Annotated in this window: 27 protein-coding genes; 9 read left to right on the top strand and 18 right to left on the bottom strand. The window is 36.3% G+C overall.

Annotation, left to right across the window (positions count from 1 at the left end):
• Positions 1 to 75 precede the first annotated feature (75 nt).
• Positions 76 to 636: a biotin transporter BioY gene (locus HU235_RS18720; protein WP_174881198.1), complete on the top strand. Its 561-nt coding sequence runs from the start codon at positions 76 to 78 to the stop codon at positions 634 to 636.
• Between the two features lie 108 nt (positions 637 to 744).
• Positions 745 to 915 carry a hypothetical protein gene (locus HU235_RS18715; RefSeq protein ID WP_170944199.1) on the top strand — a complete coding sequence of 57 codons (171 nt, stop codon included), beginning with the start codon at positions 745 to 747 and terminating at the stop codon, positions 913 to 915.
• Positions 916 to 981: 66 nt separating this feature from the next.
• Here the strand turns inward: HU235_RS18715 and HU235_RS18710 are convergent, their stop codons facing one another.
• Both HU235_RS18710 and HU235_RS18705 read right to left on the bottom strand, forming a co-directional pair.
• Positions 982 to 2,316 carry a Na+/H+ antiporter family protein gene (locus tag HU235_RS18710; RefSeq protein ID WP_095297549.1) on the bottom strand — a complete coding sequence of 445 codons (1,335 nt, stop codon included), beginning with the start codon at positions 2,314 to 2,316 and terminating at the stop codon, positions 982 to 984.
• Between the two features lie 275 nt (positions 2,317 to 2,591).
• Positions 2,592 to 4,100: a leucyl aminopeptidase gene (locus HU235_RS18705; RefSeq protein WP_174881196.1), complete on the bottom strand. Its 1,509-nt coding sequence runs from the start codon at positions 4,098 to 4,100 to the stop codon at positions 2,592 to 2,594.
• A gap of 426 nt (positions 4,101 to 4,526) precedes the next feature.
• Between HU235_RS18705 and HU235_RS18700 the strand changes: the two genes are divergently transcribed.
• Positions 4,527 to 5,003, top strand: coding sequence for a divergent PAP2 family protein (locus HU235_RS18700; protein ID WP_174881195.1), 477 nt, complete (start codon positions 4,527 to 4,529; stop codon positions 5,001 to 5,003).
• A 142-nt stretch (positions 5,004 to 5,145) separates the two neighbouring features.
• Here HU235_RS18700 and HU235_RS18695 read toward each other — a convergent pair whose 3' ends face one another.
• The 3 genes from HU235_RS18695 to HU235_RS18685 form a co-directional block, all read right to left on the bottom strand.
• Complete coding sequence (locus tag HU235_RS18695; protein WP_174881194.1) at positions 5,146 to 5,886, bottom strand: 3D domain-containing protein; 741 nt, start codon at positions 5,884 to 5,886, stop codon at positions 5,146 to 5,148.
• 199 nt (positions 5,887 to 6,085) lie between these two features.
• Positions 6,086 to 6,406, bottom strand: coding sequence for a YuiB family protein (locus tag HU235_RS18690; RefSeq protein WP_095297542.1), 321 nt, complete (start codon positions 6,404 to 6,406; stop codon positions 6,086 to 6,088).
• A 437-nt stretch (positions 6,407 to 6,843) separates the two neighbouring features.
• Positions 6,844 to 8,064 (bottom strand): NAD(P)/FAD-dependent oxidoreductase, encoded by a 1,221-nt coding sequence (locus HU235_RS18685; protein ID WP_174881193.1) that lies wholly within the window; start codon positions 8,062 to 8,064, stop codon positions 6,844 to 6,846.
• 825 nt (positions 8,065 to 8,889) lie between these two features.
• Here HU235_RS18685 and HU235_RS18680 point away from each other — a divergent pair.
• Positions 8,890 to 10,083, top strand: a complete 1,194-nt coding sequence (locus HU235_RS18680) for a cytochrome P450 family protein (RefSeq protein ID WP_174881192.1) — start codon at positions 8,890 to 8,892, stop codon at positions 10,081 to 10,083.
• Between the two features lie 412 nt (positions 10,084 to 10,495).
• Here the strand turns inward: HU235_RS18680 and HU235_RS18675 are convergent, their stop codons facing one another.
• Together HU235_RS18675 and dapF are read right to left on the bottom strand one after the other, a co-directional pair.
• The gene (locus HU235_RS18675) at positions 10,496 to 10,858 is read right to left on the bottom strand and encodes a HesB/IscA family protein (protein ID WP_174881191.1); all 363 of its coding nucleotides are present in this window, start codon (positions 10,856 to 10,858) and stop codon (positions 10,496 to 10,498) included.
• Positions 10,859 to 10,971: 113 nt separating this feature from the next.
• Positions 10,972 to 11,829, bottom strand: a complete 858-nt coding sequence (gene dapF / locus HU235_RS18670; RefSeq protein ID WP_174881190.1) for a diaminopimelate epimerase — start codon at positions 11,827 to 11,829, stop codon at positions 10,972 to 10,974.
• Between the two features lie 276 nt (positions 11,830 to 12,105).
• On the opposite strand from dapF, the gene HU235_RS18665 reads away from it, so the two are divergent.
• Complete coding sequence (locus tag HU235_RS18665; protein ID WP_233452286.1) at positions 12,106 to 12,801, top strand: DUF2225 domain-containing protein; 696 nt, start codon at positions 12,106 to 12,108, stop codon at positions 12,799 to 12,801.
• A gap of 74 nt (positions 12,802 to 12,875) precedes the next feature.
• Here the strand turns inward: HU235_RS18665 and HU235_RS18660 are convergent, their stop codons facing one another.
• Positions 12,876 to 13,448, bottom strand: coding sequence for a hypothetical protein (locus HU235_RS18660; RefSeq protein ID WP_174881189.1), 573 nt, complete (start codon positions 13,446 to 13,448; stop codon positions 12,876 to 12,878).
• 25 nt (positions 13,449 to 13,473) lie between these two features.
• A complete protein-coding gene (locus tag HU235_RS18655) occupies positions 13,474 to 13,710 on the bottom strand; it encodes a YuzB family protein (RefSeq protein WP_174881188.1) in 237 nt (78 codons plus the stop codon).
• A gap of 447 nt (positions 13,711 to 14,157) precedes the next feature.
• Here HU235_RS18655 and HU235_RS18650 point away from each other — a divergent pair, with 447 nt between their 5' ends.
• Complete coding sequence (locus tag HU235_RS18650; RefSeq protein ID WP_174881187.1) at positions 14,158 to 15,225, top strand: NAD(P)/FAD-dependent oxidoreductase; 1,068 nt, start codon at positions 14,158 to 14,160, stop codon at positions 15,223 to 15,225.
• A gap of 221 nt (positions 15,226 to 15,446) precedes the next feature.
• The gene (locus tag HU235_RS18645; RefSeq protein ID WP_095297522.1) at positions 15,447 to 15,683 is read left to right on the top strand and encodes a NifU family protein; all 237 of its coding nucleotides are present in this window, start codon (positions 15,447 to 15,449) and stop codon (positions 15,681 to 15,683) included.
• Positions 15,684 to 15,723: 40 nt separating this feature from the next.
• On the opposite strand, the gene thrB is transcribed toward HU235_RS18645, so the two are convergent.
• The 5 genes from thrB to yutH all read right to left on the bottom strand — a co-directional run bounded on the left by thrB (position 15,724) and on the right by yutH (position 21,296).
• Positions 15,724 to 16,644: a homoserine kinase gene (gene thrB, locus HU235_RS18640; RefSeq protein ID WP_174881186.1), complete on the bottom strand. Its 921-nt coding sequence runs from the start codon at positions 16,642 to 16,644 to the stop codon at positions 15,724 to 15,726.
• Entirely contained in the window at positions 16,641 to 17,699 is a 1,059-nt protein-coding gene (thrC, locus tag HU235_RS18635) for a threonine synthase (protein ID WP_095297538.1), read from the bottom strand. The genes thrB and thrC overlap by 4 nt, the downstream gene beginning before the upstream one ends.
• On the bottom strand, positions 17,699 to 18,997 hold the full coding sequence (locus HU235_RS18630) for a homoserine dehydrogenase (RefSeq protein WP_174881185.1): 1,299 nt from the start codon (positions 18,995 to 18,997) through the stop codon (positions 17,699 to 17,701). Before HU235_RS18630 ends, thrC begins: the two co-directional genes overlap by 1 nt.
• Positions 18,998 to 19,204: 207 nt before the next feature.
• A complete protein-coding gene (locus HU235_RS18625) occupies positions 19,205 to 20,170 on the bottom strand; it encodes a 2-hydroxyacid dehydrogenase (protein WP_174881184.1) in 966 nt (321 codons plus the stop codon).
• Positions 20,171 to 20,297: 127 nt separating this feature from the next.
• Positions 20,298 to 21,296, bottom strand: a complete 999-nt coding sequence (gene yutH / locus HU235_RS18620) for a spore coat putative kinase YutH (RefSeq protein ID WP_174881183.1) — start codon at positions 21,294 to 21,296, stop codon at positions 20,298 to 20,300.
• A gap of 198 nt (positions 21,297 to 21,494) precedes the next feature.
• On the opposite strand from yutH, the gene HU235_RS18615 reads away from it, so the two are divergent.
• Positions 21,495 to 21,995: a phosphatidylglycerophosphatase A family protein gene (locus HU235_RS18615; protein WP_095297505.1), complete on the top strand. Its 501-nt coding sequence runs from the start codon at positions 21,495 to 21,497 to the stop codon at positions 21,993 to 21,995.
• 263 nt (positions 21,996 to 22,258) lie between these two features.
• On the opposite strand, the gene HU235_RS18610 is transcribed toward HU235_RS18615, so the two are convergent.
• The 3 genes from HU235_RS18610 to HU235_RS18600 form a co-directional block, all read right to left on the bottom strand.
• Positions 22,259 to 23,038 carry a TIGR01457 family HAD-type hydrolase gene (locus HU235_RS18610; protein WP_174881182.1) on the bottom strand — a complete coding sequence of 260 codons (780 nt, stop codon included), beginning with the start codon at positions 23,036 to 23,038 and terminating at the stop codon, positions 22,259 to 22,261.
• Between the two features lie 76 nt (positions 23,039 to 23,114).
• Positions 23,115 to 23,558, bottom strand: a complete 444-nt coding sequence (locus HU235_RS18605; RefSeq protein WP_174881181.1) for a DUF86 domain-containing protein — start codon at positions 23,556 to 23,558, stop codon at positions 23,115 to 23,117.
• Between the two features lie 119 nt (positions 23,559 to 23,677).
• On the bottom strand, positions 23,678 to 24,988 hold the full coding sequence (locus HU235_RS18600) for an EAL domain-containing protein (protein ID WP_174881180.1): 1,311 nt from the start codon (positions 24,986 to 24,988) through the stop codon (positions 23,678 to 23,680).
• Positions 24,989 to 25,157: 169 nt separating this feature from the next.
• Between HU235_RS18600 and HU235_RS18595 the strand changes: the two genes are divergently transcribed.
• Positions 25,158 to 25,424 (top strand): DUF3055 domain-containing protein, encoded by a 267-nt coding sequence (locus HU235_RS18595; protein WP_174881179.1) that lies wholly within the window; start codon positions 25,158 to 25,160, stop codon positions 25,422 to 25,424.
• Between the two features lie 153 nt (positions 25,425 to 25,577).
• On the opposite strand, the gene HU235_RS25570 is transcribed toward HU235_RS18595, so the two are convergent.
• Positions 25,578 to 25,637: a YutD-like domain-containing protein gene (locus tag HU235_RS25570; RefSeq protein ID WP_411828268.1), complete on the bottom strand. Its 60-nt coding sequence runs from the start codon at positions 25,635 to 25,637 to the stop codon at positions 25,578 to 25,580.
• Between the last annotated feature and the right edge of the window lie 2 nt (positions 25,638 to 25,639).

The following is a 25,639-nucleotide window of genomic DNA, read 5'->3' as shown; positions in this document are numbered from 1 at the left end:
AAAATACTTTTAGTGAAGCAGTAAAATATTAAATAAGGGTGATAATAGTTGAAAAGAAAAATTACTACATACGATATGACTTTGGTTGCGATGTTTAGTGGATTAATGGCTGTTGGTGCTAATATTACATCGTGGGCACCTTTTTTACAAATTGCTAATGTTCCATTATCAATGCAGCCCTTTTTCTGTATTTTAGCAGGTCTTCTTTTAGGAAGTCGGCTTGGCGCATTATCGATGACAATTTATGCGTTAATCGGCATTGCAGGAGCACCTGTTTTTGCCCAGTTCAACGCAGGAATTGGTGTACTTTTTGAAAGTACAGGTGGATTTATTTTTGCATATATCCCAACAGCGTTTGTCGTTGGAAAATTAATCGAAAAAAGCAACAATAAGAAAGGCTCGATCTTCTTCATTGCATCTTTTGTTGGGATTGTCCTAATCTATCTAATTGGAACTACTTATATGTGGCTAGCGGTAAATGTTTGGTTAAATGCTCCAATGTCGTATCTTGCAGCATGGGGTGTTATGGCTTGGTTTGCGGTAAAAGACATCGTGTTCACAATTATCGGAGCCCTTATTGCTCCACGTATTTATCATGCTGTATCAAAAGCAACGAATAATCGAATTGCTGCCTAATAAAATTCAAAAGCCCTTATACTTTTACTATTTTTACATTTTCAATGTATAATTATTACTAGTTTTGTCAATAAAAATAGTAGAGTAACGAAAAAAGGGTGTGAATTTGTGAAAACACTACGTATTAAAAAATATTTTCTCGATGTGAATGATAGAGAACAATTAGAAAAACAAGTACTAGATAAACATCCCGAATACAATGAATCGATTTTAGAATGGGATGATGAGGAGTTACTGGAGAGAATAAATATAGATAAAGAAAAAAAGAGGCTTATATGATGAATGTTCACATCATAAGCCTCTTTTTTTCATAAATCTATTAATTAGTGAAAGATTACTTAAAATTTATAATACAATTGCAGCGATCCAACCAAATAGAATCACTGGGATATTGTAGTGAAGAAAGGTTGGTACACATGTATCCCAAATATGATTATGATTTCCGTCTGCTGCTAAGCCTGATGTAGGTCCAAGCGTACTATCTGATGCAGGTGAACCAGCATCACCTAGTGCAGAGGCTGCTCCGACAATCGCAATTGTTGCTAACGGACTAAATCCTAGTTCAAGACATAACGGAACAAAGATAGTCGTAAGGATCGGAATCGTTGAAAACGACGAGCCTATTCCCATAGTAACAAGCAGTCCAACGATTAACATTAGCAACGCCCCAACTGTTTGATTTCCATTAATGAGGTCAACTGCATCTGCAACCAATTTTTCGACATGGCCAGTTTCCTTTAAAACACTTGCAAAACCAGAGGCTGTAATCATAACAAATCCGATAAACGCCATCATCTTCATACCGTTTGTAATAACGATGTCTGCTTCTTTTAGCTTTAAAATACCACTTACATACAAAACTACTAGACCAGCTAATGCACCAAATATCATGCCCTCTACACCGATTACTTGTGATAGATATAGCTGTACAGCCAAGGAAACAACAATTGCAATAATCGCAATCACGATTGATTTATTTGTATAAGGGTTACTCATTTCTTGACCTTCAATTTCACGAGTTTCATATACACGTTTTTTTCGATAAGAAATGAACACAGCAACTAATAAACCAACAACCATTCCTAGGGATGGAATCATCATCGCATTTGGAATATCAGATAATGCAATAACAAGGCCTGCATCCTCAATATTTTGTTTCATAATCCCGTGAAAGATTGCTCCAAATCCAACAGGCAAATACATATAGGGAGTGATTAAACCAAATGTAAGTACACATGCAATTAATCGACGATCCACTTGTAACTCATTAAGTACCTTTAATAAAGGAGGAATAAGGACAGGAATAAAGGCAATATGGACCGGTATTACATTTTGGGAAAATATCGCCATAATTAAAATCATAAAGATAATTAATACTTTAGAGAGCGTTTTTCGCTTCGTCTCTCCTTCACGGCCAACTAATTTAATAGCACCTGCTACAACTGCATCTGGTAGACCTGTTTTCGTTAAGGCAACTGCAAAGGCACCTAGCAAGGCATAGCTTAATGCAACAGTAGCATTTCCACCCAAACCACCAGTGAACGTTTCAATTGTAGTGGCAATTCCAAGTCCTCCAGTTAAACCTCCAACTAAAGAACCGACTACTAGCGCAAAAACAACATTTATTCGTAATAAGCTTAGTATAAGCATAACTATAACCGCAATGACAACCGCGTTCATAATAAGACCCCCAAAAATACTTTAGTTTGCTAATATGGTAGAGAGATAAAATAACAGATTTAAATTTACCATGATAAAATCAGGTTGTCAACGGAAAGTATATCTAAATAATAATTTGCCAGAATAACCATCTATTTGCTCCCACGCTCCCTAACTTCTCTCCATTTTGCTCTTTTGTAGGGTCACTACTTGTTTAAATTATTGCAAATAAAAAACAATAATGAGATAAGAAAATAAAAAAGAATCAACCTATGAAGATTGATTCTTTTATTTCTTTATTCCTTATTCAATTCAAAACGTTCAACAAGGGTTGCAAGTGTTCTTGCCATTACACCTGTTGCACCAGATGGTCCAAGTTCATTTCCTTTAGAGGTTGTTGCAGTTCCCGCGATATCAAGATGAACCCATGGTGTATCTTCAGCAAACTCCCCGATAAAGGTTCCAGCCATAATCGCATGTCCCTCACGTCCTGGCGAATTATTTAAGTCTGCCATTTTACTATTGCGAACTCTCTTTTTATCACTTTCTGTAATTGGCAAACGCCAAACAGGCTCATCACATTCATATGAAGCTTGTAGGAGCTGTTCAAATAATTCTTCATTATTTGTCATTGCACCTGTTGTTTCTGTGCCAAGTGCAACAATAACTCCGCCAGTTAATGTCGCAACATCTACTAAGTAGTTTGCCCCATGATGCTTTGCATACGTAATTCCATCCGCAAGAACTAGTCGCCCTTCAGCATCAGTATTTAAGACTTCAATCGTTTTCCCGCTTAAGGATACGATCACATCATCTGGTTTAAATGCATCGCCGCTAATCATATTGTCAGTTGAAGGAATGACTGCTACAACATTTTGTTCAGGTCTTAGCTCACCGATAATTTCCATTGCTCCTAAAACAGCTGCTGCACCGCCCATATCTGTTTTCATCCCAACAATTCCTGTTTTAGGTTTAATGGAATAGCCACCAGTATCATAGGTAATACCTTTTCCAACTAAGCCTATAACATCTTCCCATGTCTCTTTACCTTGGTATTTCAAGACAATCATTTTTGGTGGTTCAACAGAGCCTTTATTAACAGCAAGTAACGCTCCCATTCCGAGACGCTCCATCTCTTCCTTCTCGAGAATTTCACATTCAAACTGATATGTTTTCGCTAACTCCTGTGCATACTGTGCTAGCTCACTTGCTGTTAAAAGATTCGGTGGCATATTCGTTAACGTCCTAGCACTATTTGTACCTTTTCCAAATGCATAGCCGACCTCTAACGCTGCTGTTATTTCAACTGTTTCCTCCGTTGGTACAATCACTTGAACTTGTTCGATTTGCTTCTCTGGTTCATTTGATTTTTGTTTATAATCAATAATTTTATATGTTGATAAAGCAAACGCCTCAGCTAATGCATGTGCAGAATCAGGTAACTCTATTTTTTCAGAGACAAATGTTTCTAATACAACCGAAACATCTTGAATTTTTGCTTCTTGGAACGTTTTAAATAATCTTCCGTAAGCCTCTTTAAGTTTATAAAAGGTAATATCCTTTTCTCTTCCTAATCCAACAAAAAAGATTCGCTTTACTGGTAGTTTGCCAAGTGTGTAAAGCTTTGTAATCGATTTGTACTTTGTAGACAAATCTCCATCCTTTAACATTTGCGTTAATTGACCATCTAGCTTTTCATCTAGTTCAGCTGCAAGTCCAGTTAATTTATTATTTTTTTGAAATAAACCGATGACAAGCACTTCATATTGTTCTTGTAAATTTAATTGATTATGTACTTTAAACATAAAAACACCTCCAAAATTAAGAAAAGCAGCACCTTATTCTGTCTTAGGCATATTAGTCGTATAAAAATAGAAGGTGTTCTTTCCCATTAATTCTTATATCGCTGAAGCCAAAGAAGGTAGGCGCCGAAGCTTAAAACTAAAAAACTACTCCATAAAAAATAAACAAAATCGCTTATCCTGCAACTTACTGTGAGCTCTTAATCATTCGTTTTGCTTGTAATTTATGTATCGACAATGGAAAGAACTAAAGCAATATTATGCTATAATGGAGAAAACTTTTATCCTCCCTTTCATTTTAAAACGATTTAACGGAAGTATACAATGATTAGCATTGGTAAAACTTGAAACGTTGACGTTCCTTTTGTTAAATATAAATGAAAGCGTACATATTTGGATAAACTACACCATTTGAAAGGGGCAATCAATATGGAATTATTATATAACTTCCCTTTAATTTCATCTTTAGTTGCAATTTTCTTCGCCCAATTTGTAAAAGTTCCGATTCAATATATTGTAAGTAGGAAATTGGATTGGTCGCTAATTACTAGTACTGGTGGAATGCCTAGTTCACATTCTGCAGCAGTTACTGCTCTCACAACTGGTGTAGCCTTGGATCAAGGAATAAATTCCTCCCTATTTGCAGTTTCAACGATCTTTGCAATTATCACCATGTTTGATGCTACTGGAGTAAGAAGGCATGCAGGTGAACAAGCAACCGTATTAAATCAGCTCGTAATCGATTTTAATACATTTGTTGAAGAAGCTAAAGTGTGGCCAAAAAAGCCTGAACAAGAAAAGCAAAAGAAGCTAAAGGAATTACTTGGTCACCAACCGATCGAAGTATTTTTCGGCGGACTAACAGGTATTCTTATCTCTTTAGTCTTATATTACTTCTTTTATTAAGGTGATTTAGATTAGTAGTCGTTTCAGTTTGAGGCTGTGTTGTATGCCTCCTACAGTGAAAAGAACTACTTACACCTCACCTATTTAGTAAAGAGAGAACAATAAATAATAGTGCATATAGAATAAAAGCTAAGGATTACCCTTAGCTTTTTGTTTTACTTTTTAAATATTGTTGCCTGAAAACCTGCATTGATTCATTTTCATTTAATTGATTTAGCTGCTCCTCTGTCAATTTCCCGTCACCGACTTTTACAACATAAACATCTAGCTGCTTTTTACCCCAATTTTTATAAACATCTGCTACTGTTTCATAATATAAATCTAGCCTGTTACCTTGTATTGCTCCACCAATGTCTGCAACAACACCGTAGCCATAGCCTGGAATAAAAAGAATTGTTCCAAGTGGAAATACATCTAAATCCGCAGCGATAGTCGAGTATAAATCACGTTTCACCTTTACACCCGAATAGGTAATTCCATAGCTTGGGTGGTTTGGATGTTTACCAGTTGATTCCACACCTGCTGTATAGCCTGTTGCAACGACCCTTTTAGTAGGATACTGTGACCAATCAATTGCATCCTCTAAAGAAACATTTTGATTGACTGCCTCAACGCTTGATGAAATCGATGTGCTTACTAATGGTTCGCTATTCATTTTTTTAAATGTTAAACCTAAAAATCTAATTGAGTTATCATCGACTTCAGCTTCTTCTTCCGCCTCATTGTTTACACTGCTCTGACCTGAGCTATTGTAATTATGGTTGTACCATTTATGCACATCTCGTACCTCAAGACCAGAGACGACTTCAAACGTTGTTGTTAATGCACCTAAAAATAATAATGACATAAAAATCCGCTTACAAATTGTTTTTATACGTATCATATTTTTCCTATTCACTCCTCTCACAAATCTATTCGTTCCCAGATTTGCAAGAGATTATTCAAAAAATAGGAAAAAACATATTTTAACAGTTTAAAAGCTATTACGGGGACTGTCCCCAACTCAATAAAAAAGCCTAGCCTCCAAAAAATTTTTGGATAAGCCAGGCTTTTTAGCGAAAAGCTATATGTAAGCGTTATAATTAAAACATTTGATACCCTCTTTTTCGAAGCATTTTAATAACAACACCTGAAAGAATTGCTCCGATAAGTCCACTTAATAATATTAATATATCAGCAAGTGCTAACGAGGTAATTTTATGACCTAGAGATGAAAAGGAATCCCCTGGTTTTTGAAAATACTCGATAAATCGAACTTCATCTATGATAAAAATACATACAATCGGGTAAACAATCGCCATAATCCAAGACATGCGCAAAAGCATATTTAATAAAAAACCTATTCCAAAAAATAAAACCAAAAATAAAAGCATTGAAATTAATAAAACCGGTAAACTTAACATGCCCATCACCTCCATTATACCTCTTTTAGTGTACTGAACTAATGATGGACAGTCAATCAGAAAAGCGGAAGCGCCTTGTTCAGCCCCGACAAGCACAAGACGATTATGACATAAAGGTGGTCTTTACCTTTTTGGCATAATCGGCTTGTGACCTCGAGGGGCTAGGCGCTGGAGCTAGACAATTCAGAAAAGCGGAAGCGCCTTGTTCAGCCCCGACAAGCACAAGACGATTATGACATAAAGGTGGTCTTTACCTTTCTGGCATAATCGGCTTGTGACCTCGAGGGGCTAGGCGCTGGAGCTAGACAATTCAGAAAAGCGGAAGCGCCTGTTCAGCTGCGTACGGACTGGAAATACGCAGTAACCACGAACACACATCATTTCTCCTCAAACAAGTAAAAAAGGACAAAAGCTTTCGCCTCTGTCCTTTATGTTTCTTATAGGAATTTGAATTTTCCTTTTTTCAATACTAATGAAGGTCCACCAACCATGTATAATGCACGGTTATCAATGACTTTTTTCATGAATGATGCTTTTGTACCAACTATTTTTTTACCAAATACAACACCAACTGCATCGTTTTCACCTAAAGATGCAACTGAACCTTTATTATCAAAGGAGAATTTTTCCATTTCGCCGCTTCCACGAACAGCAACTGCTACGTTTTTCGCACAAGTTTCACCTTGTTGCATTGCAATTTGCGCTGTAGGAGGGTATGGACGATTAATTTCTTCGTTAATAATTAATGAGCAGTCACCGATAATAAATACTTCATCATGACCAGGTACGCGTAAATATTCATCAACTTTCACACGGCCACGCATGTTTTCGAAGCCAGCTTCCTCAACAACACTGTTACCACGAACTCCAGCAGCCCAAACTACTGTACCAGCTTTAATTGTTTCTGTGTCATCACCTTTAGCAACGATGATACCATCTTCGATACATTCTTTAATCGCAGTACCGATTTTGAATTCAACGCCTTTTTTCTGTAAGTGATTTACCGCATAATCAACTAATTCCGGATCAAAACCTGGAAGTGCAGTTGGAGCAGCTTCAACACAGATAATACGTACTTTGTTGAAATCAACATCATACTCTTTGCAAAGCTCAGGAACTCGGTTACCTAATTCACCAAGGAATTCAATACCAGTAAATCCAGCTCCACCAACTACGATTGTTAAACGCTCATCTTTCTTCTCTTCTTCTGTGTTATATGTTGCAAATTGGTATTCAATATGCTCACGAAGCTGACGAGCAGAATCAATGCTTGTAATACCAAATGCATATTCTTTTAATCCTTTAATACCGAATGTTTCAGGATGTGCACCTAAAGAAATAACTAAGTAATCATATTCGATTTCGCCATTTTTCAAAACAACTTTTTTTGCTTCTTTATCGATAGAAACAACTGTATCTTTTACAAAATTTACACGGCTATCAATAATGTTTTTAATTTGATAACGAGCGCGGTCATGATGTAAAGTTCCTGCTGAAGCCTCATGTAACCATGTTGTTTCGTAGTGATAATCATTTTTATTCACTAACGTAATTTCAGCTTCATTAGCACCGATTTGCTTTTGTAATCTTGTAACTGTAATTAACCCACCGTATCCTGCACCTAAAACGACAACTTTTGGCTTTCTCAAAGAAAACATCCACCTTTACTCTAAAATTGTTGTACATTTACGTGAACTATTTCTACTGTTTATAATCCACTCAAACACAACATTTTATTAATTTAGATAATAAAACTTTGTGAAATTATTCACTTATTAATGCACATGAAGGTAATTCTTTCTTACCTAAAACAAATAAATAATATATAATTATGTCTAACATTCATAATATCCCTATGCAATGAATTTTTCAAGTGATTTTTCATAACATAAGAGTATATTTTTTTCAAAAAATCATTTATAATTATTAGCCTTTCGTTTTTCAACAACTGAAACGTTTTCATAACAAAAATATCCATTTTCGTGTATTACACTAGAATTAATTTTACCCTTTTTTAGGCTAGTATGGAATTAACAGCTATTACTAGGAAAGACCTCTTAAAGATTGGGGTTTAGATATTAAGATAAGTTTGATACGCTTTAGTGCAAAAATGGAAACAGTCTTTGTAAATCTCCAAGCTTCATCTCACCATTCTAAGTTATTCGCTCCTCTTATAGTCATTTATTTTTTTACTCTTTTTACTTCATCAAAAATAGTGTTGCATATTTAAATGGATGCGACTCTTATGCCATGCCATTCATAAATTCTAAAGTCTCTTTCCATATCTACAAAAGGCATCAAATGGCACCTGAGAAACTCATACCATCTAGTCTACCTACTGTATTTCCCAATTTTAGCTTGAACATAGATTTTATCATGATATGTGCACGTAAAATTCAATGAAGTCACTTTCTAGAATAAAGGAATTACCTTTATAAAATAGAATAGTTTATTATTCACTTATTAATGGGGGAGGTACTTGAATGAAATTTAAAACCGACGAGATTTTTTCAAAGGAGTTCCACCAAAATCCTTACGAATATTATAAGGAAATTCGTTCACATCAACCGTTTGCTAAAGTTAAGCTGATGGATGGTCTGGTAACATGGATGGCTTTTACTTACGAGGCGGCAGAGGCAGTCTTAAAGGATGCTAGATTTATTAAAGATAGGAAGAAATTATATCCCGAAAACATAACAGATGAGAATACGCAGCCTATTACCCAAAGTATGCTTTTCGTTGATCCACCTGACCATAGGCGTTTACGTAATCTTGTTCAATATGGGTTTACACCTAAGAAAATCAAAGAGTTAGATGTGAGAATTGAGGAAATTGCTAGAGAACAAATTGAGTTAATGAAAAATAAGGATGTCGTTGAATTTATCGAAGAGTATGCTTTCCCTATACCAATCAGGGTCATATGTGAACTACTCGGCGTACCTCAGGAAGATCAAATGGACTTCCAACGTTGGTCACATGTAGTGGTTGATATCAATGAGCCTTCAGAATATGAAGAAGCGATGGGAGAATTTCTAGAGTACTTAGAAAAATTAATCGAGCAAAAGAAGGATACACCGAAAAATGATTTACTGTCTGAATTGATAAGGGCAGAGGAAAATGGTGATACATTATCAAAAAATGAACTATACGGTGTGATTATGCTTTTAATTGTAGCGGGACATGAAACGACTGTTAACCTTATTGCAAATGGTTTACTCGCTTTACTTACTCACCCTGACCAACTATCACTTTTGAAAGAACAGCCACATTTAATGCCACAAGCTATTGAAGAATTCTTACGCTATAATGGACCTGTTGAATTTAGCACGGACCGCTGGGCGAGCGATTCGTTTACCTTTATGGGTCAAAAGGTTTCAAAGGGAGATCACGTCATCGTTTCCTTAGCTTCAGCTGACCATGATCCAGCCATTTTCTCTAAACCAGAAGAATTTGATATTACGAGGGAAAAAAGTCCACATCTTGCGTTTGGAAAAGGCGTTCATTATTGTTTAGGGGCACCATTAGCAAGGCTGGAAGGAGAAATTGCCTTACGAGTATTATTAGAAGCTTTCCCCCACATTACACTAGCATGCGATCAATCAGAGCTAGAATGGAGACAGAGTATCATCATTCGTGGGCTGAAACGTTTACCGATAATATTAAATGCGAAACTTTAGATACAAAAGCGAAAGGAGATAATGGGTATTATCTCCTTTTGTATGGTTGTTGCAGGCTTATTGATTGAGTCTTTCTAGCATTTCTCATACAACAACAAGGCCAAAGCTTTGTCCCATTTCTAACTTTGGATTATCCTTTTTGATTAGACATTTTCCGTATTTATTTGCTTGTAAGAACAAACCGGCTAGGCGCTGGAGCTAAGCACGCCCCTTAGTAAAAAACAGGAATGCCTTTTTTCACCTATAAAAAATACCTCCTCAAATTGCTATGTTTTTCAACATGAACTATCGAGAAGGCCCGTAATTTAAAATCTTGTTTTATCATGTTCAGGGTTGTTAACACATCTTTTGAGGCTTGTATACACTCAAAAGGATGATATCATCTGTAACCCCACACTTTAAATTTAATACTTTAGCAATTCTCAGGAGTCCCTACATTTGAAGCTGTTCTAAATGAGGATCCACAGCCACAGTTAGCAATGGCATTCGGATTGTCAATGGTGAAGCCTCCGCCCATCATTGATTGCTTGTAATCAATCTTCGTGCCATTTAATATTGGGGCATCCTCTTTTTTAACAAGGATGGTTAAATCATGCTGCTTAAGAACCTGATCATCATCATTAATTTCGTATTCAAAACCCATTCCATAGGAAAGACCACTACAGCCTCCGCCCTTAACACCTACACGTAGGAATGCACCTTCTTCTTCATTTTCTTTCATCATATCTTTTATTTGAAAAGCAGCTGCTTCCGTTAATTCAATAACATCATTCATCTGTAATCCCTCCTTAAACAGTATGAAAGATAAACTCGGGTAAGTCTTACTTAATTTTAGTATACCGATTCTTTCACATACTCTCAACTAATCAGTCTGACAGGATGAATTTGTTATGAAAGGAAATATTCTCCTGTACAAATAACCTCTGCAGGTCCTGTCATTAATACCCTTCCGTCAGTCGTCCAATTAATCGTTAAATCTCCGCCGGCAAGATGAACGGTCGTATCTTTCCCAGCTTGAGTTAATTCATTTAAAACAGATGAGACAACAGCAGCACATGCTCCCGTACCACAAGCTTGTGTCACACCTGATCCTCTTTCCCATACTCGAAAATGAATTTCATCTTCAGAAACAACTTGGACAAATTCAACATTCACACCTTCTGGAAAGCGCGGGTCCTTTTCAACTATTGGTCCTAATGTTGTAACAGGTGCCGTCTCGATATCATCAACATAAAAAATAATATGGGGATTTCCCATTGATACCGTCGTCACCTCATATTGCTGTCCATTAAACTCGATCCGCTCGTTAATTGTTTTCGAATCTGGTTTTCCTTCCATTGGGATTTGTGATTTTAATAGTTTTGGTTCTCCCATATCGACTGTAACAAGAGTGACAGTATCATTATCTACATGGACCTTGGCATCGACAAGTCCTGATAATGTTTCGATTTTAAATTCTGTGTCTGTTACTATCTTATGCTCGTACGCATATTTTGCAACACAACGTAATCCATTTCCACAGTTTTTCCCCTCTGACCCATCGTTATTGAAGATTCTCATTTTTACTGGTGCATTTTCAGAGGGGCAAATAAGGATTAAACCATCAGAACCAATTCCGGTATGAACATTTGCAACCTTTTTAGCGATTCCAGACAATTGCTCCTCTTGTAATTGTTCTTGAAACATATTTACATAAACATAATTGTTACCAAGCCCGTGCATTTTTGTAAATTGAAATGAATTCATGTTAGCCTCCAATTGTATCTGTTTTTACTAGTATAAAATGTTGGAAATATGATCACAATATAAATATCCCCCGTTTTATAGAGTAAAAGTCCCTAACCTTTGTAGGGGCTTTTATTTTGCACCATATGGTAAAATCCCCCTTAAATTTAAACCTTATTAACTAGTTCTTTTTACTTATGAATTTGTTATACTCTACTTATTATAACAATCGTTAAAAGCACTTAGGATAAATGCTTAAGCTAGAGACATTTATTCTATCAATAAGGGGAGTAAAACATGAATATGGAACAAGAGTATCTATATGACAAGGCAGTTCAATGTCCAGCATGTCAGGGAAATTATACATCTAAAAAGGTTTTATCAAAATACATTCGGATCGAAAAGCATGATACTGACTTTTGTTCATACTATTCATCCACAAAAAAAAATCCACTCCTCTATTATGTACAAGTATGTCCAGACTGTGGATTTTCTTCTTCTGAGGAATTTTCTACTTACTTTTTACCAGCGACATTAACGGCAATCAAGGAAAAAATTACGAGCAATTGGAATAAAGCGAACTACTGTAAGGAACGTACCGTTGATCAGGCAATCATTTCATATAAATTAGCCATTTACTCTGCAACTCTTAAAAAGGAAAAGCATGTTGCATTGGCCGGATTATATTTACGCCTAGCATGGTTGTATCGTACGGAAAAAATAAATGTAGAGGAAGAGCATCGTTTTTTACGATTAGCATTAAATGAATATATTCATTCTTATCAGACTGGAGATTTCAATGAAACACATTTATCAGAGGTGAAGCTTCTCTATATTATCGGGGACTTAAGCCTTCGAAACAGTTTACGAGAACAAGCTACAAAATATTTTTCTCTCGTAATTGGGATGCAAACGGAAACTATCGAAAAAGGGATTATTGAAATGGCAAAGGAACGATGGGGGGAAATAAGAGAAGAAACGAAGCTTAGTTAATATGATATGTCAAAACTAGGAGTGCTGATAGCATTTAAAACTCCTAGTTTTTTTGTTCGAGTTTATTCATATGCTTAATCTTCCCAATAAAAAAAGGCATCAAATAATTTATACGGTGGATCAGCAACAATTGTCGGTATTTTTGCATCAAAAGGTAGTAATTCGCTAACATATGTACGTTCTAACACTTTATATCGATATCTTTTTAATACATTCTTTATCCCTTCAATCTGTTCATTCCAGTCTCCAGGTGGTATGCTGTCGACTTTTTCACTATTAAGAAACTCTTCAACACCTCCCGTTTCATGTTTCGTCACTTGACTTGCCCCAATCACGGCTACAGGTGTAAGACGGCATAAATATATTCTTAGTCCATCAATCGATAGCACTTTATCATGCTCCTTTGTAGAACTTCCGTCACCTTTCCAGCAAAATACATCTACATATGATGCAAATCCACTACCATAACTATCAAAATCTGCCTCAAATTTAATATTTTCTACCATCGCCAACTCACCGACAATTTTAGCAAGATAGTCATCGATCGCCTGGTCATTGTAGTCTCCTAGATTAAAAGGGTAAAAATCGCCTACTGGTTTTGTTTCAATTACTCTTTTTAAGTCTTCATTTGTAAAGTTTTTCTTCATAGTCATCAGCCTCGTCTATAACCTATTAATCTAGCGAATTTTCTTCAAGAAATTGATAGATATTTTCAACAAGCTCATCATTATCGGATCCTGTCACTGCTTTTCCATTTACTAAAGCATAGAAGGATTGGTAGCATTTTCCACAATAACTTAAACAACCGTATTCAATAATGTCTAAATTCGGATCCTTTGCAAGCTTCTCCAATGCTGCCTGAGAGCCATTAGCTAAATTACTTATACAAAACTCAATCATCGGCTTCATCGTAACACCTCTCTATTTCTTCCTATCCTATAGGGTTATAGAGGGAACGTCAAACGAAAATGAAAGTGAATTCTTTTTTAAATATGCTTTTTAAATAAGTAGCAGAAAAGATTGTAAACGAAAAAAATTTCATTCATAATGATGAAGTACTAGTTTATTTTTGCATCATAAATTATTTAAGAAAACGTTTTTTTTAGGTATTGTGTTGTGATTTAGTAGTTAATTCGTTATACTTTTTATGAAAATTTATCAATTTTTTACAGGTTTAGAGTGACAATTAAGTTTTAGTAAAATATAAACTTTTGTCCTTAATTGTTACTGCCCTAGTTCGTGCTCGTAGACGAACTCCATACTAGTTCGGAGGTCAGGTCTATTTAAGTCAATTGCGTTAATTTAATCACATATAAACATACCTTTATAAAAACATTGGGGAAAGAGGTATTTAATATGAAAAACCTTGTCATCCTTGGTGGGGGATATGGTGGAATGCGAATTCTACATAGACTTTTGCCAAATCATTTGCCAGATGATGTACAAATTACTCTAATTGATAAAAACCCTTACCACTGTTTAAAAACAGAATATTACGCATTAGCAGCTGGTACGATATCAGACCAACATATTCGAGTTTCCTTTCCAGAACATCCACGGCTTCATTCAACATTCGGGGAAGTGACAGCCATTCAGCTAGACGAAAAAAATGTACTATTAAAAAATGGTACAACTATTCCTTATGATGATTTAATTATCGGCTTAGGCTGTGAGGATAAATATCATAACATTCCAGGCGCAAAGGAATTTACGCATAGTATCCAATCTATTGACCAATGCCGAGAAACATATCAAACGCTAAATAATTTAAAAGCTGGTGCAAAAGTAGCGATTGTTGGTGCTGGATTAAGTGGTGTTGAGCTTGCCAGTGAGCTACGGGAAAGTCGGAAGGATTTACACATCAAATTATTTGATCGTGGAAAGCATATTTTATCAAGCTTTCCGGAACGTTTAAGTAATTATGTTGAAAAATGGTTTACTGAGCACGGTGTAGACATTGTTAATAATGCTACCATTACAAAGGTTGAACAAAATATAGTATACAATCATGATGAGCCGATAGAATTCGATGCAATTGTTTGGACAGCAGGTATCCAACCAAACAAAATTGTTCGAGACCTTCCAGTAGAAAAGGATAAACAAGGAAGGGTTCTTTTAACAAATCAGCATTCGATTCCAAATTACGAGGATGCCTTCGTTGTTGGCGATTGCGCTAGTCTACCTCATGCACCAAGCGCACAGCTTGCCGAGGCACAAGCAGAGCAAATTGTTCAAGTCTTGCAAAAAAAGTGGAATAATGAACCTTTACCAGAATCATTTCCACCATTTAAGCTGAAAGGTGTACTCGGATCACTAGGGAAGAAACAAGGCTTTGGACTTGTTAATGATCGCCCTTTAATTGGCCGTGTTCCACGACTTTTAAAATCAGGTGTGTTATGGATGTATAAATACCATAACGGTTAATACTTACAAGTATGGGTTAAACTGTTTTTCGTTAACCCATACTTTTTTCGTTTCTGAAATGAAATATGTTGCTTGATTTGCACTTTAGCTAGAAGTACCATTTTTTAATAATAAAAAATATGTTAAAATAAGCTCATTAAGTTTTTCTATTTCCAATCTTTCGATTAGATTTTTCTTGATGTTTCAAATATAATAGGGAATAAGGAAAGGAGTCGATTTGAATGACTGAAACAGCTTTATTCGAACAAGTTCAAGAAGTATTAGATAAACTGCGTCCATTCTTACTCCGTGACGGAGGAGACTGTGAATTAGTTGATGTAGAAGATGGTATTGTTAAACTTCGACTTTTAGGTGCTTGTGGGAGCTGCCCTAGCTCAACAATCACACTAAAGGCTGGTATAGAGCGTGCACTTTTAGAAGAGGTACCAGGAATTGTTGAAGTAGAGCAAGTTTTCTAAAAATACATTAAAAAGGACTGACATAATGTCAGTCCTTTTTTTATCGGTTTTTCACTTTTTCTACTTGTTCGACCTTGCAGCCTTCTACGTCAATCTCAAGACGTTCCACAGCATATGCTGAAAACTCATGAGAAAGTTTTTCAGCTAACTCGTCACCCTTTCCCTTCTCAGTAAAGGAAATAACAGTCGGACCTGCTCCACTTAATGCAGACCCATATGCGCCTAATTCAAGAACTCGCTCTTGAACTGTCTTAATTTCCGGGATAAGGCTGCTGCGGTATGGCTGATGGAATAAATCCTTCGCCATCATTTGCCCAACAAGCTTCCAATTATTCGTTAGTAGCCCAGCAACTAGCATATTGCTTATTGCACTTGCCTCTACAGCTGTTTTATAGTCAAGAGATGAAGGTAAAACATTTCTTGCATCACTTGTAAAAACTTCATATTTTGGGATGACGACTACCGCATCTACATCCACATGATCGATATGGACGAGCTCGGTTTGCTCATCCTGATGCAATCCAACGACAAGGCCTCCGTAAAGGGATGCCCCAACATTATCTGGATGCCCCTCTTCTAAGCTAGCAATTCTTAATTTCTCTTCATTTGATAATTGGAGATGGCAGAGCTGATTCGCTAATTCAATCCCTGCAACAATCGCCGCTGCACTGCTGCCAATTCCTCTCGCCATCGGAATATCACTCCACACCTTTACTTCACAAGGTGGAAGCTGTTTATTATACATTGTTGCTACCTCAATTGCCACTTTTGCAATTAAGTTATTTTCATTTGTTGGAAGGTCTTTGACATGCTCTGTCATTGGTTCAAATCGAAATTCATTAGAGAGCTTAATTTCCAATGTTAAATATTTTCCTAGGGCAAGGCCAATCGAATCAAATCCAGGTCCTAAATTGGCTGTACTACCTGGTACCGTTATTTTTAACATGTCTCCTTCTTTCATTGAACTGTAACTCCATTTAATTGCTGAAGGAAAACTTCTTCATCGTTTGGTAGAACAACTGGTTTAATTTCTGAAACATCGATAGCTGTGTTTGGATCTTTTAATCCGTTACCAGTTAATACTGCAACAACTTTACTGCCTTCCTTAATAAGACCTAGCTTACGGTGCTTGATTAAACCTGCAATCGATGCACATGAGCCAGGTTCAGCAAACACACCTTCCTCACGGGCAATTAATTGATATGCTTCTAAAATTTCCTCGTCTGTTACTGAATCAATTCGACCATTTGATTCTTCTTTTGCTTTAACAGCAGTTTCCCAGCTTGCAGGATTTCCGATTCGAATTGCTGTTGCAACCGTTTCTGGATTTTCAATCGGCTCGCCGCGTACGATAGCAGCTGCACCTTCTGCTTCAAAGCCATGAATTTTCGGAAGACCAGTTTGCTTCTTTTCATGATACTCTTTAAAGCCCTTCCAGTATGCAGTGATATTTCCAGCATTCCCTACTGGAATTGCAAGATAGTCAGGAGCACTGCCTAATTGTTCACATACTTCAAAAGCAGCTGTTTTTTGTCCTTCGATACGATAAGGATTCACTGAATTTACTAATGTAATTGGGAGCTTCTTACTAATATTACGAACCATTGTTAAAGCATGGTCAAAATTCCCTTTAATTGCATAAATTTCCGCACCGTACATAACTGCTTGGGCAAGCTTACCGAATGCGATTTTTCCATCTGGAATGAGAACAATACATTTCATATTAGCTCTTGCTGCATATGCAGCAGCTGCAGCTGAAGTATTTCCTGTAGATGCACAAATAACTGTGTCACTACCTTCTTCCTTTGCCTTTGCAACCGCCATAACCATTCCACGATCCTTAAATGAGCCTGTCGGGTTAGTTCCTTCCGTTTTTACGTATAACTCAACACCAAGCTTTTCCGATAGCTTTGGTAGATGGATAAGAGGAGTGTTTCCCTCTTGAAGAGTTAATCTAGGTGTTTTATCTGTTACTGGTAAAAATTCTGCAAATTCTTGGATAAGACCTTTCCACATCATAATGAACCGTTCCCTTCTACGCGATAAGTACTTTTTACTTCATGAACCACATCTAAGTCATTTAATTGTTGAAGAATCTCTTCAAAGTCACTTTCTGCTGCTTTATGTGTGACAATGACAATTTCTGCTAGATTACTATTTTTAATTGGAAGTTGGAGAATCTTTTCAAAACTTACGCCACGATCAGAGAAAAGTGATGTAATATTCGAGAATGCTCCTACTTGATCTTTTGCTGTAATTCTTAAAAAGTGCTGTGCAAAAATATGCTCTGAGCCTTTTAATTGCTTCTCATATTGTGGTGCAATGGCACTTTGCCCGTTCACATTTAACCTCATATTTTTAACGACAGCAACTAAATCTGATACAACTGAGGTTGCTGTTGGGAGACTGCCTGCGCCCGGGCCATAAAACATTGTTTCTCCTACCGCTTCACCATACACATAAACTGCATTATATTCATCATTTACAGCTGCTAATGGATGTGACTCAGGCAATAAAGTAGGCTCTACCGCTACTTCAATTTTCCCGTTTTCCCTTTCCGCGATTCCAATTAGCTTCATCGTATAGCCAAGACGCTTACTGTAGCTAATGTCATCATCTGTAACAGAGGAAATTCCCTTTACCTTAACATCCTCTAAATCTACATGCATTGAAAAACCTAATCGAGCGAGAATCGCCATTTTTCTTGCAGCATCTAATCCTTCAACATCAGATGTAGGATCCGCTTCAGCATAGCCTAAATCCTGTGCTTCCTTAAGAACCTCTTCATATGCACTTCCGAATTTAGACATTTTTGTTAAGATAAAATTCGTTGTTCCGTTCACAATTCCCATCATTTTCGTAATTCGATCAGATGCTAAGCCATCAACTAAGCTGCGAAGAATAGGAATTCCCCCTGCAACACTAGCTTCATAGAATAAATCACAACCATTTTCAGTTGCAATTGATAGCAATTCCGTACCGTACAATGCCATTAAATCTTTATTTGCGGTCACAACATGCTTTTTCGATTGAAGTGCTTCGATTAGATATTTACGCGTTTCTTCCACTCCACCCATTACTTCGATAACAACATCGATATCAGGGCTTTTGATTACATCGTCAACATTTGTTGTTAACATTGACCGATCAATCGTTACTTGGCGCTCTTTGTCGAGATTATTTACAAGGACTTTCTTGACTTTAACTGGACAGCCAACTTGGTGCATTAATTTATCTTGGTGATCCTCGATAATTTTCACAACACCGCTACCAACCGTACCAAGACCTAAAAGGCCAACATGTATTGCTTCCAATCGTTACACTCCTTTATGTTCATCTAGAAAGTACAATTGTACCCTCCTAAAAGACACTGATAATATACTTGTCATTATAAAATGTATAGAACAGTTTTACAAGGGCGAATTTTCAGTTTTTTAGATGTAAGCGTTTCACGCCTTACTATTATTAAGACGAAAATTTCACCTATTTTTAAAACACCCTTTTTACACAATTGAAATTAATTATTTTACGATTGTTTTCGGTTCATTCCCATTAAGAACATTTGCGATATTATCGGCACATAGCTTCATCATCGCATGCCTCGTTTCACTACTTGCACTTCCTATATGTGGGAGTGCGACAACGTTTTTCAGCTGAATAAGCGGATGATCAGATGCTATCGGCTCATGTAAAAAGACATCTAAACCAGCACCAGAAATTTCTCCTGAAATGAGCGCTTTATAAAGATCGGCCTCATTTACGACAGCTCCTCGACTGGCATTAATAAAGATTGCTGTTTTCTTCATTTTTTTAAAAGCATCCTTATTAAACCTTTCTCTTGTTTCGTCTGTTAATGGGGTTAGGCAGACAACGTAATCTGAAGAAGCTAATAATTCATCAAATGATACATGCTGTGCTCCAAGATCCTTTTCAACTTCTATATTTCTCCGCCGATTATGATAGAGGATATTCATGTTAAAGCCTGTGGCACGTTTAGCTACAGCTTGTCCGATTTTTCCCATTCCAACAATTCCTATTGTTTTGTGATGTACATCCTGTCCAGCTAATAAAAGAGGTCCCCAGCTTTTCCATTTATTCTCCTTCACATATTCAGCTGCCTCTGTCATCCGTCGGGCAGTTGCAAGGAGTAAACCAAATGTTAAGTCTGCTGTTGTATCAGTTAATATATCGGGAGTGTTGCAAACAATGACTCCTTTACTTTTTGCAAAAGAAACATCAATATTGTCATATCCGACAGCTAGATTAGCTACTACTTTTAAGTTCTTTGCGTTTTCGATTAACTCCTTATCAATGACGTCAGAAAGCATCGTTAATAGTGCGTCAGCCCGCGCTGCCTTTTTCAATAAAAGCTCGCGAGGACAGGGAGTTTCTTCTTCTGGCCACATTTCTACATCCGCTATTTCATAAAGTGGCTTTAGTTGCTGCTCTGAGCATTTCCTCGTTACGAATATGTATGGTTTTGTCAATTTGCATCCCTCCTCATATGATGAAAGCTTAATATTTACTATTTTACCATAAGTCTCGTTATTTTCAGGGAAGGTTTTTTCGAGCTAAACAATAACGAGACTAAGTAATAAAATACTTCTTGTTCAACTATTTCAGCCATTCGACCGTTGGCAAAACAATTCGGTTTGTATTCATTGCAAGCATATTCGTATAGCCTTTTAAAAACTTCTCATATTGTCCAGAACGCTCCAATATTAGCAGTAATCTTTTCTCATAACTTTGCTTCATATCTTCAGCAGCTAAATAGTAATTTTCAATACATTCAAAATAATGAAGGGGAAACAGTAACCGACTATAAATTAAACGGTATGAAAACGGTGATAGTGGTGTGATGCGATTATATTCCTCCAAAAAACGATAGCTTAATGAATGAGCATCACTTTGCTTTTCAAAAAATAAATCTCTCATATATTCCGCAATGTCTCTACTTCCATGATCAAATACCCATTCTGTTGGAAGCTTTACATTTAATTCATCGTTCCATGTTCGATAGAAAAACCTATGGTGACATATCGTTCCTGAATCAATCGGTAGCGGCTCTCCATCTATTTCTGTATCGACTAAATACTGAATTGCATTTTCAGCCAAGCCTAAATAATATGGAAAGGATTCAACAAATATTTTCTCAAAACGATTTAACGGCTGACTATGAACCTTTCCATGCCAAAATGACTCTAACTGGTCAAGACGCTTTTCCCAAAGATTTTTCCACTGTCCAATTCGATTGGTCTTTGTCACCTGGTATGGAAAGGCTCTTGCCTTTTGATGAAATATAGCTAAATCTCTACCATGCTGAATGCCCTTCCGTTTCGAAACATTCGAGTATTTTAAAAGAACATATTTCATTGAATCTTTCTCAAATGATAAATGATTTTGCTTTGTTAACACCATACTAGCAATATAAGGCTCCCGATTCTCTATCATAAATTGACTGAAATAAAAAACCTCGTAAAGCTCTTCATCATCTAAATGGGGTATTGGAACGATGAGAAACTGTGTGCGATGCATTCGAAATGAATCGAAACCGCCCATTTTCGTTATTTCTTGGACATTTATCCCATATTGTTCATTTATTGTACTTTTCATCGTTATCCCTCCATCATAAAACTCCATATACTATCGTAAGCGGCATTTTCTCGATTTATGATTAATTGATGCAGGGACAACAGAAAATATGGAGAAGATTATAGAATGGTGTAATCCTCTTAATTGCTAGCGAATATGTTAGTTCTAATCGCCATACACTAAATAAATGCGCAAAAACAATAGAATTGGGTGATCATTATGAAAAGTGAAGAAAAAATGGATGTAGTTGAAAAAACAGCAAGAGATTGGATGGTAAAACGCGGTGTTAAATTAGAGGATATCGCTGAGCTCGTTTACTTTTTACAAGAAAAATATCATCCTGATTTAACGATGGATGTTTGTTTAGAAAATGTTGATCGAGTACTAACAAAGCGAGAGGTTCAAAATGCCGTTATTACAGGAATTCAATTTGATATTCTTGCAGAAAAAGGACAGCTAGAAGAACCACTTCAAACAATTATAAAAACAGATGAAAGTCTATACGGTGTTGATGAAATTCTAGCCTTCTCAATCGTAAATATATATGGATCAATCGGTTTCACTAATTACGGCTACATTGACAAGCTAAAACCTGGAATCCTCCAATACTTAAACGACAAGTCTACAGGCAAATGCCACACATTCCTAGATGACATCGTCGGAGCAATCGCCGCCGCAGCATCAAGCCGCCTCGCTCACCGAGCTAAAGATGTAGAATAATCAGAAATGCGGAAGGGCCTTGCTTAGCCCCGACAAGCACAAGACGATTATGCCATAAAGGTGGTCTTTACCTTTTTGGCATAATTGGCTTGTGACCTCGAGGGGCTAGGAGCTGCAGCTAGACATCTTCGAAAAGCGGAAGGGCCTCGTCTGCTGCTTATATCGCTATCTGAAATGTTTATGAAATATTTTTACCTAGGCTTAAACAAAACACCGCTTCTAAGCAGAACTAAATGTTTAGAGGCGGTGTTTTCACTATAAGACTAACTGTTAAATCCATGTTGGATATACTCAGCTAACGATTCAACCGTATATGTAGGCTGGATAGAATAATTTTTTAAATGCTGCTTAGTTGTCACCCCAGTATGTACTAGCAGAGTATCTAAGCCGCAATTAATTCCTGCTTTAATATCTGTATCATAATTATCCCCAACCATTAATGTTTCACTTTTTTCTGTCCCTAATACTTGTAATGCTTGCTCGACAATAATTGCCTCTGGTTTACCGATAAAAATTGGTTGGGTATTTGTTGATACAGTTACAACCGATGTAAGTGCACCATTCCCTGGAAGCAGTCCCCGTTCTGTTGGAAGTGCGATATCCGCATTTGTCGAAATAAAGGTAGCCCCATTTCTTACAGCGATGCATGCCTTTGCAAGCTTTTCATAAGTTATCTCGCGGTCAATGCCAGTGACAACAAAGTCAGGATTTTCCTCAACAAAGGTTAGTCCTCTATTTGTTATCGCTTCCTTTAAACCTTCTTCTCCAATTACATAAACCTTTGCATCTTTCTTTTTTTCGTAAATATAATTGGCTGTCGCTTGACTTGTCGTAAACACAGTTTCTTTTGTTGCTTGAATTTGAAAGTCCATTAATTTTTTTGCGACCTTTTCTGGTGTTTGTGAGGAATTATTCGTCACAAATAAATAAGGAATGTTATTTTTCACAAGTGTATCGACAAACTCACTAGCTGCTTCAATCTGTTCAGTTCCACGATACATTGTTCCATCAAGATCTATTAAATATCCTTTATATGTTTTCATTCTAATCACTCTTTCTTTTCATCTTGAATCATTTCGAAAAAAATAGGATGACAAAATTGGTCATCCACTTTTTTCATTATCCGATCGGCTTAAACGCTGTAACTGGCCCTAATTCTTTTTTGATATATGTCCGAACTCGTAACGGAAAAGCAGCGATCACATTAAGATACTTTGTAAAGCTTTGGAGCAATTGCTGCTCGTCCACTTCTAAATAATCTTGTACTAGCACTTTTCTTAAAGCAATGACTTCCTTTAATCCCTCTCCCTCTTCTGGAAGAATTACTTTTTCGTCTAATAGTATATCAATAATATCATCATAGCTACCTGGATCCCTCATAATAAAGCCGTCGATCATCGCATTGCCTACATCTAAAATGATTTCAATACTAAGATGACATAATCTTTCCAACGCTAATTTTTCAATATCGTGATTCCACGATTCCTTTGAACGAAAAATGTCTAATTGTTTTTCTAAATAAGCTAGTCTATTTTCTATCTTTTCTCTATCAACAAAATACATTTATGAACACCATCCTTTAGAATAGCAGAAGCTCAGTAATTAATTTTCTCTTAGCCTTTTATGTATGTGATGTTTTCTTAGCAATCGTACTGTTAGATTATGAAAGTACCTTTAGAAGTTTATTTAAAAACAACTCGATCCTTTTCTAATGTGCCAGGCTTTGCAAATAAATACCCTTGAGCTAAATCAACATCATTTTTAATCAAAACCTCTGCTTCTTCCTTCTTTTCTATTCCCTCAGCAACAACTAATGATTTAGTTTCCTTTGCAATTAATAAAAGACCTTTTAACATCGATTCCTTTACACGATTTGTATCTATATCCTGTATCACCGATCGGTCAATTTTAATAATGTCTGGCATTAATTCACTAATCGTGTGGAGACTAGAATAACCTGCACCTGTATCGTCGACAGCAATTCGAAAGCTTTTTTTCCGCAATTGTTTAATATTATCATGAAAAAAGGTAAGTCCTTCGATTGAGTCACGTTCTGTTACTTCAAAAATTATTTTATTCGGCTCAATTTCTGAATACTTGAATAACAATGATTCAAGAGCAGGTAAAAAACGTTTATTTCCTAGCGTAATTGGTGTAAAGTTTAAAAATACGTCATCTGTACATCCAACACGGCTGATGAGCTGAAACGCCTTCTCTAATACTAATAATTCCAAATCGTAAATTAAATTAGACTGCCTTGCAAGGGAAAATAGCTGTAGCGGCTTTTCTAATCCAGTTCCATTTGGACCTCGTGTTAAAAACTCCCATGCCTTTATTTGCTTTGTTGCTAAATCGACAATTGGTTGTGCTAATAGCGTTATATCTTGCTTTTGAATAATTTCACGAATTTCAATTAATGTTTCTATGTATCGAGTATGAACTCGTTTTTCTGCCATCGCAACGGCATGCTGCTGTGCTGTATGTAGTGCCTCAGCTGTTGTATTATTATTTCTTTCGATAAACATGTAACCAATATCAAATGTATGTTGAAAATATGGATGATTTATTGCTACCTTGCTTTCTAGCAATGGCATAATCGTTCTAAGCATTTTTTCAATATGAATAACGCTTTGTTTTTCATCGTTTATTTTCAAAAAAAAGGTTAGTCCCTCGCTATAATAATCATGGACAACGAGTAAGTCATTTTTATAATTAGAGTTTTCAATGATGTGTTTAAACCCTACTTTAAGCTCTTGTTTAAACTCTTCTAATTGATTTTGTTCGAGCTGTTGTGAAAACTCACGTAGGTTTGAAACAGAAATTACGACAACTGCAACTTGCATTCCACCGGCAATTGCACGGTATACTCCCTCTAATACAGGGTCTCTAAGTACGAATTTTGGAGGATAATACTTTAATTTATGCTGTGGTAAAAAAAGCTTGTTCCACTTTTTTAATCTTCTAAATTGTGTATTCCAAAAGTCACTCTGCATCTGTTTCAACCCTTCTGGTTAGCACCGTTTACATATTATTATTTTACCACATTTCCAGAATTTTCGACGAATTTTGAAGGATTTTTTATTAGTAGGTCTAAACGATCTTTACAGATGATTATGGTACACTTTTAATAATTATTGAAATAGATTGAATGGAGAGAATGAAATGTCAGATCGGTTTTATTTATATGATGAATCAGTTGAGACGAATATAAGATATGTTAGTTTTATGGGAAATAATCAGCGATTTGATTTAGCAATTATTCAAACTGACCGATTTTTTGGTAAGCAAATTGTCCTTGATATTCAAAGTAATCGATTTGCAATAATTGGTACAGATGATTTAGAGGAACCTGGTTATGTAGAATATGCATTTAAATTAACAGAGGAAGATGCGACGGAATTGCGTAGTTTTTTGTCAGAAGTCATTTAAAAAATATGCTTTGTTTATCTTCGTTGTTCTTGAAACCTCGGCAGGCCTGTGGGGATCCCTTGACCCGTTTCTCCCGCAGGATGCTCTAATAACATTACAAAAAAATAAGCCAATCCTTCACTAGTCGTTGATTGGCTTTTCGATTAATATTTCTTATTTTTTTATTTTTTTTAAAACAAAATATGCACATCCAAAATTACAGTATTCATAAATAT

Source organism: Metabacillus niabensis (assembly GCF_902829255.1).
GTDB lineage: Bacteria > Bacillota > Bacilli > Bacillales > Bacillaceae > Metabacillus > Metabacillus niabensis.
This window is presented reverse-complemented; position numbering and strand designations above follow the sequence as displayed.